This is a genomic window from Sphingomonas pruni NBRC 15498, assembly GCF_001598455.1.
Lineage (GTDB): Bacteria > Pseudomonadota > Alphaproteobacteria > Sphingomonadales > Sphingomonadaceae > Sphingomonas > Sphingomonas pruni.
The window spans coordinates 1-5,015 of sequence record NZ_BCYZ01000123.1; the positions used below are offsets into that span (position 1 = coordinate 1).

General features: G+C 67.5%; 7 protein-coding genes. All 7 read right to left on the bottom strand.

Translation table 11 applies throughout. From position 1 onward, the window contains the following. Window positions 1-48: 48 nt before the first annotated feature. The 7 genes from SPR01S_RS20450 to SPR01S_RS20480 all read right to left on the bottom strand — a co-directional run bounded on the left by SPR01S_RS20450 (window position 49) and on the right by SPR01S_RS20480 (window position 4,884). Window positions 49-441 carry a DUF6491 family protein gene (locus SPR01S_RS20450; protein WP_174531916.1) on the bottom strand — a complete coding sequence of 131 codons (393 nt, stop codon included), beginning with the start codon at window positions 439-441 and terminating at the stop codon, window positions 49-51. A gap of 4 nt (window positions 442-445) precedes the next feature. Continuing rightward, entirely contained in the window at window positions 446-868 is a 423-nt protein-coding gene (locus SPR01S_RS20455; protein WP_066593542.1) for a hypothetical protein, read from the bottom strand. A gap of 42 nt (window positions 869-910) precedes the next feature. Further along, window positions 911-1,645 carry a hydroxyacylglutathione hydrolase gene (gene gloB, locus SPR01S_RS20460; protein ID WP_066593546.1) on the bottom strand — a complete coding sequence of 245 codons (735 nt, stop codon included), beginning with the start codon at window positions 1,643-1,645 and terminating at the stop codon, window positions 911-913. After that, window positions 1,642-2,697 carry an NAD(P)H-dependent flavin oxidoreductase gene (locus SPR01S_RS20465; protein WP_066593548.1) on the bottom strand — a complete coding sequence of 352 codons (1,056 nt, stop codon included), beginning with the start codon at window positions 2,695-2,697 and terminating at the stop codon, window positions 1,642-1,644. The genes gloB and SPR01S_RS20465 overlap by 4 nt, the downstream gene beginning before the upstream one ends. Window positions 2,698-2,701: 4 nt before the next feature. Further along, window positions 2,702-3,145 carry a VOC family protein gene (locus SPR01S_RS20470; RefSeq protein WP_066593550.1) on the bottom strand — a complete coding sequence of 148 codons (444 nt, stop codon included), beginning with the start codon at window positions 3,143-3,145 and terminating at the stop codon, window positions 2,702-2,704. A gap of 219 nt (window positions 3,146-3,364) precedes the next feature. Next, entirely contained in the window at window positions 3,365-4,165 is an 801-nt protein-coding gene (locus SPR01S_RS20475) for a tetratricopeptide repeat protein (RefSeq protein WP_066593553.1), read from the bottom strand. Next, window positions 4,162-4,884 carry an alpha/beta fold hydrolase gene (locus tag SPR01S_RS20480; RefSeq protein ID WP_066593556.1) on the bottom strand — a complete coding sequence of 241 codons (723 nt, stop codon included), beginning with the start codon at window positions 4,882-4,884 and terminating at the stop codon, window positions 4,162-4,164. Before SPR01S_RS20480 ends, SPR01S_RS20475 begins: the two co-directional genes overlap by 4 nt. Window positions 4,885-5,015 lie beyond the last annotated feature (131 nt).

Here is a 5,015-nt window from a genome sequence, read left to right on the forward strand (position 1 = left end):
TTGCAGGGAGGGGAGGCGCGAACCTTACGATTCTGCTCGGGTCGCCTCCTATTTCCCCTTGGCCGGCCTGTCGTAAGGCGTGAATTTGCCCAGCCGGCAGTAGGGGCCCGGGATACTCAGGCCCGGAGTCAGCGCGCGGAAGCGGTCGTTGCGGCATAATTGCGTGCCGAAAACGTCGACGATCAGCGTGTCCATCGGCTTGAGGCCGGGGCACACGCCGATCAAATCGTTGCGCCAGATACGACGGCCCGATTCACGATAGATCAGCGTCTTGTCGTCGATGACTTGCGGGCCGTCGAGACGCGAATGGTCGACGCAATCGACGGGTTTGCCCGCGACGCGTCCGGCAAGTGCGCTCTCGATCGTTCCCTGGCGCGGAGCGGCGGGTGCGGCGGCGCCGAGCAGGCCCAGCGCCGCGATGGGGATCAGCACGATGCGCATGGCATTATTTCGCGCGGTAGGTGACGAACGAGCCCAGCGCGCAGCTGCCCGACGGGACGTGCGATCCTGGCATCACCGTGCGCGCGATGTCGCCGCGGCACAACCGCCCCGAGGGCGACTTGGTGACCAGGATGTCGCCGCGTTCGACCGCCTCACAACCGCCACCGGTGTCGTTGACGTATTTCAGCTTCCTGCTGACGCTGTAGACCAGGGTCCCGCCATAGGCCTTGAGCGACGAGGACTGGTAATTGTCCATACAGTCCTTGGTCTCGGTCGGCGTCAGCCCGGCGAGTTCCTTGCCCAGCGCGGCCTGGGTCGCGGCCTTGGCATCGGCGGCGCGGGCGGTCTCGGCGGGAGTCATTGTGCAGGACGCCAGCGCGATTGCCGCAACGGACAATGACGCGAACGGAAAGATACGGTTACGCATGAGCGGCTCCTTCGCATCCCCTCGGCCCGATCCTATACCGGTTCAGCCGCGGAATACATCCTTAGAGGCCCGTCTTTCGGCAAATTGTTCAACCGATTGTGCACGCATGAACGGATTCGTGGCGCGCTCCAGCGCGATCGTCGTCGGCACGGTCGCCTCGCCACGCTCACGCATCTTTTCCACCGCGCGCAGGCGATCGGCGATAGCGTCATTGTCGGGCTCGGCGACCCGCGCATAACGGGCATTGGACAAAGTATATTCGTGCGCGCAATAGACTGAGGTTTCAGGCGGCAGATCGGCCAGCCGTTGCATATTGGCATACATTTGCCCCGCAGTGCCTTCGAACAAGCGGCCGCAGCCCATTGCGAACAAGGTGTCGCCGGTAAACGCCACCGCGTCATCGGCGAAATGATAGGTGATGTGCCCGGCGGTGTGCGCCGGCGTCTCGAGCACGGTCGCGACGTGCTTGCCCAGCTTGACCGTATCGCCTTCTGCGACCAGTCGGTCGGCGGTGGGGATTTTCGCGGCTTCGGCGGCGGGCGCGATCACCGGCGCGCCGGTCGCCTGTTTGATCGCCGCATTGCCGCCGGTGTGATCGGGATGCCAATGCGTGTTCCAGATCGCGCTGATCGTCCAGCCGCGCCGCTCGGCCTCGGCCAGCACGGGATCGGCCTCCGCGGGATCGACCACCATCGTCTCGCCGCTGTCGGGATCGTGGACCACCCAGATGTAATTGTCGCTGAGCGCGGCGATGCGGACGATGTCGAGCTTGCTCATATCCTGCTTCCTTCCAGCGCCGCGGCGCCGAGCCTGGCGGTCAAATCTTCGGCCGGTTCGTCATCCGACAGGCCGACGCCTTGGCCCGCCCATAATGGCGAATAGTCGCCGCGCCCGTCGGCTTCGGCCTTGGCGCGCAATTGCGCCAGTGCGGCGCTGGCATAGGGGAAAGGCGGGGCAACATCGCTGACCGGCCCTAGAGCCTCGATCAGGCGGTTGCGCAACCCGCGCGCCAGCCCGCCGGAGAACAGATTGGTGAACACGCTATCCTCGGGCTTAGCCTCCGCCAGAAGCCGGCGGTGCACCGCGCTGGTCGTCGCTTCGGGCGTGCGGAGATAGGCGGTGCCGACCTGCACGGCTGCCGCGCCCGCAGCTACGGCGCCTTTGGCCGCGCCGGCATCGGCGATCCCGCCCGCCGCGATCACCGGCAAGTCGATATGGTTCAGGATCTGGCGAACCAGCGCGAGCACGCCGATCGGACGATGGCCGATCAGGAAATGGCCGGCATGGCCGCCCGCCTCGAACCCCTGGGCGATGATCGCGTCGACCCCCGCGTCGGCGAGGAAGTGCGCCTCGGCCAAGGTAGTCGCGTTGCCGAAGATGCGTGCCCCGGTCGCGCGGACGCGATCGAGCAGGTCGCGCTCGGGCAGGCCGAAATGGAAACTGACGATCTCCGGCCGCACCGCCTCGATCGCATCGGCCATCGCCGCATCGAACGGCTTGCGCAACGCCGGCGGCTGGGCCGGCGGGGTCACGCCCTCCGCCTGGTAGAAGGGAGCGAGCGCCGCGTGCCAGGCGCTCTCGTCGGGTTGCGGACCGAGTTTGTGGCAGAAGAAATTGACGTTGATCGGCCCCGCCGCCGCCGCCCGGATCGCCGCGACCTCGGCCGCTACCTGATCGGGCGACAGCACCGCGCAGGCGAGCGATCCGACCGCGCCGGCCTTCAGCGCGGCGATCGCCAGCGCGCTTCCGGCGAAATTGGCCATCGGCGCCTGGACCAGCGGCAGGCGCGCGCCGGTCAGCGCCAGGAAGCGATCAGTCGCAGCCGACACGGGGTCACCATTCGCCCGTGTTCGGCATCGAAACCCATGGCTCGGCCGGCTCGAGCACGCCGTTCTGGAGCAACTCGATAGAGATATTGTCGGGAGTGCGGACGAACGCCATGTGGCCGTCGCGGGGAGGACGGTTGATCGTCACCCCGGCGTCCATCAGCCGCTGGCACGTCTCGTAGATATTATCGACGCGATAGGCGAGGTGGCCGAAATTGCGCCCGCCCGAATAGTGTTCGGCGCTGCCGTCCTCCGCAGGCCAATTGTAGGTGAGCTCGACCTCCGCGCGTCCATCGCCGATCTGCCGATCTTCCTCGGTCGCCAGGAAGATCAGCGTGAAGCGGCCCTTTTCGTTGTCAAAGCGGCGCACTTCCTTGAGGCCGAGCAGCTCGAAGAACCGCACCGTCGCGTCCGGATCGCTGACCCGGATCATGGTGTGGAGATAATTCATTCGTCTTCTCCCTGCTGGTTCAGGCGGGAGATAGGGGCGAGAGGGGAGTCGCGCCAGTCTCGGCTGATCGGTTGGGCGGTCTGTGGCGAAATCACTGCCTCCCCGGCGAAGGCCGGGGCCCAGCCTCCCCGCATTTTCGTCGGCGGGATGCCATCTCCACGTCATCGATACTGGGCCCCGGCCTTCGCCGGGGAAGGATTCAAGCCGGAGCGATCAGATTTACGGCTTGTTAGCTGGCGCACTCGGCGCACTTGGCGCAGGCGGCGCAGCGGGCGCCGCAGCAGGCGCATCGAACTGCGCCAGCGCGGCGCGGGCATTGTCCGCGATCGCAGTGCCGGGCGCGAGCTTGGCCGCTGCCTGCCACGCCGTCCGCGCGCCATCGGCATCGCCCGACAGAGCGGCGATATTGCCGGCCTCGAGCTGGACCGAGGCATCGTCCGACGACAATTTCAGCGCCTCGGCGATGTCGGTCTGCGCGCGGGGCAGATCGTTCATCCGTCGCGCCAGCGTCGCCGACAACAACCAGGCGAGCGGATCCTTGGGCGTCGCTTCCTGCGCGGCATCGATGTCGCCCCGTGCCGAGGCAAGGCGCCCGGCCGCGACCTGGGCGCGGGCGCGATCGAGCAAAGCCTCGCCGCGGCCGAAATTATCGAGCGTACCCGCGGTGATCGCGGTCGTCAGCGCGGTCTGCGCCTTGACCGCATCGCCCGCCGCCAGCCAGGCATTGCCCGCTTGCGCCCAATAGCGCGCCGCTTCCGGATCATGGGCCGTATCGGCATCGCGCGCCGCCGCCTCGAACGCGGTCGCGGCGTCGCCCCAGCGCGCTTCCTGCGCATAGGCCATGCCCTGGCATTGGTGCGCCCTGGCGCCGCCGCCGGCGCTGCGGAACCGGTCGGCCTCCGCCTCCGCCGCCTTGGGATCACTCGTCGCCAGCGCGATGCACGCGCGATAGCGCTGCTCGTTCGGCGACAAAGCCGACGGGGTCGACCCGACCTGGAACATCAGCGGAAGCAGGATCATGATCGCGTCGACAGTCCTTCGATCGTGCGGATCAGCAGCGCGATGTCCTGGTCGCGCGACAGCCGGTGGTCGCCGTCCTTGATCAAGGTCACCTGCACGTCGGCTGAACGGAGGATCCGCGCCAGATGGAGCGAGCGTTCGTGCGGCACGTCGCGATCGCCCTGGCCGTGGAGGATGCGCACCGGGCAGTCGATCGCCAGCATCGACGCGGTCAGCCGCGACGCCTCGCCCGATTGCCAGAAGCGGCTGGTATAGACGGTCGGCTGATCCGAATATGGCGACGGCCGCTCGAGCTGGCCGTCCTGGAGCAGCTTCATCTTCTCGTCCATCGAGAAGCCCCAGTCGGTGAAGTCGGGCGCCGGCGCGATGCCGACCAACGCCGCGACCAGTTCGGGATGGTCGCGCGTGATCATCAGCATGAGCCAGCCGCCCATCGACGATCCGACCAGGATCGCGGGCTCGGCCAGCATGTCGAGCATGGCCAGCACGTCGTCGCGCCAGCCGGTCAGCGTCTGGTCGGCGAACTCACCCTCGCTCGCGCCGCAACCGGCATAATCGAAGCGCAGATAGGTGCGGCCAACCGCCTTCGCCCATTCCTCCAGCGCTACCGCCTTCGACCCGCTCATGTCGCTGGCATAACCGGGCAGGAAGACCACCGGCGGACCCTTGCCGACGGTTAGCTGATAAGCGAGCGCGGGGCGGGTGGGGGTGTCGGTCATGGGGAGGCTGTAGGGGGAGGGCGAACAAACAAAAAGCCCCTCCCGGTTACGGGAGGGGCCGTTTAACTCCCCTCCCGCTCGCGGGAGGGGCTGGGGGAGGGCGTGTCGCTTCTGCGCTGATGAACAGGCCC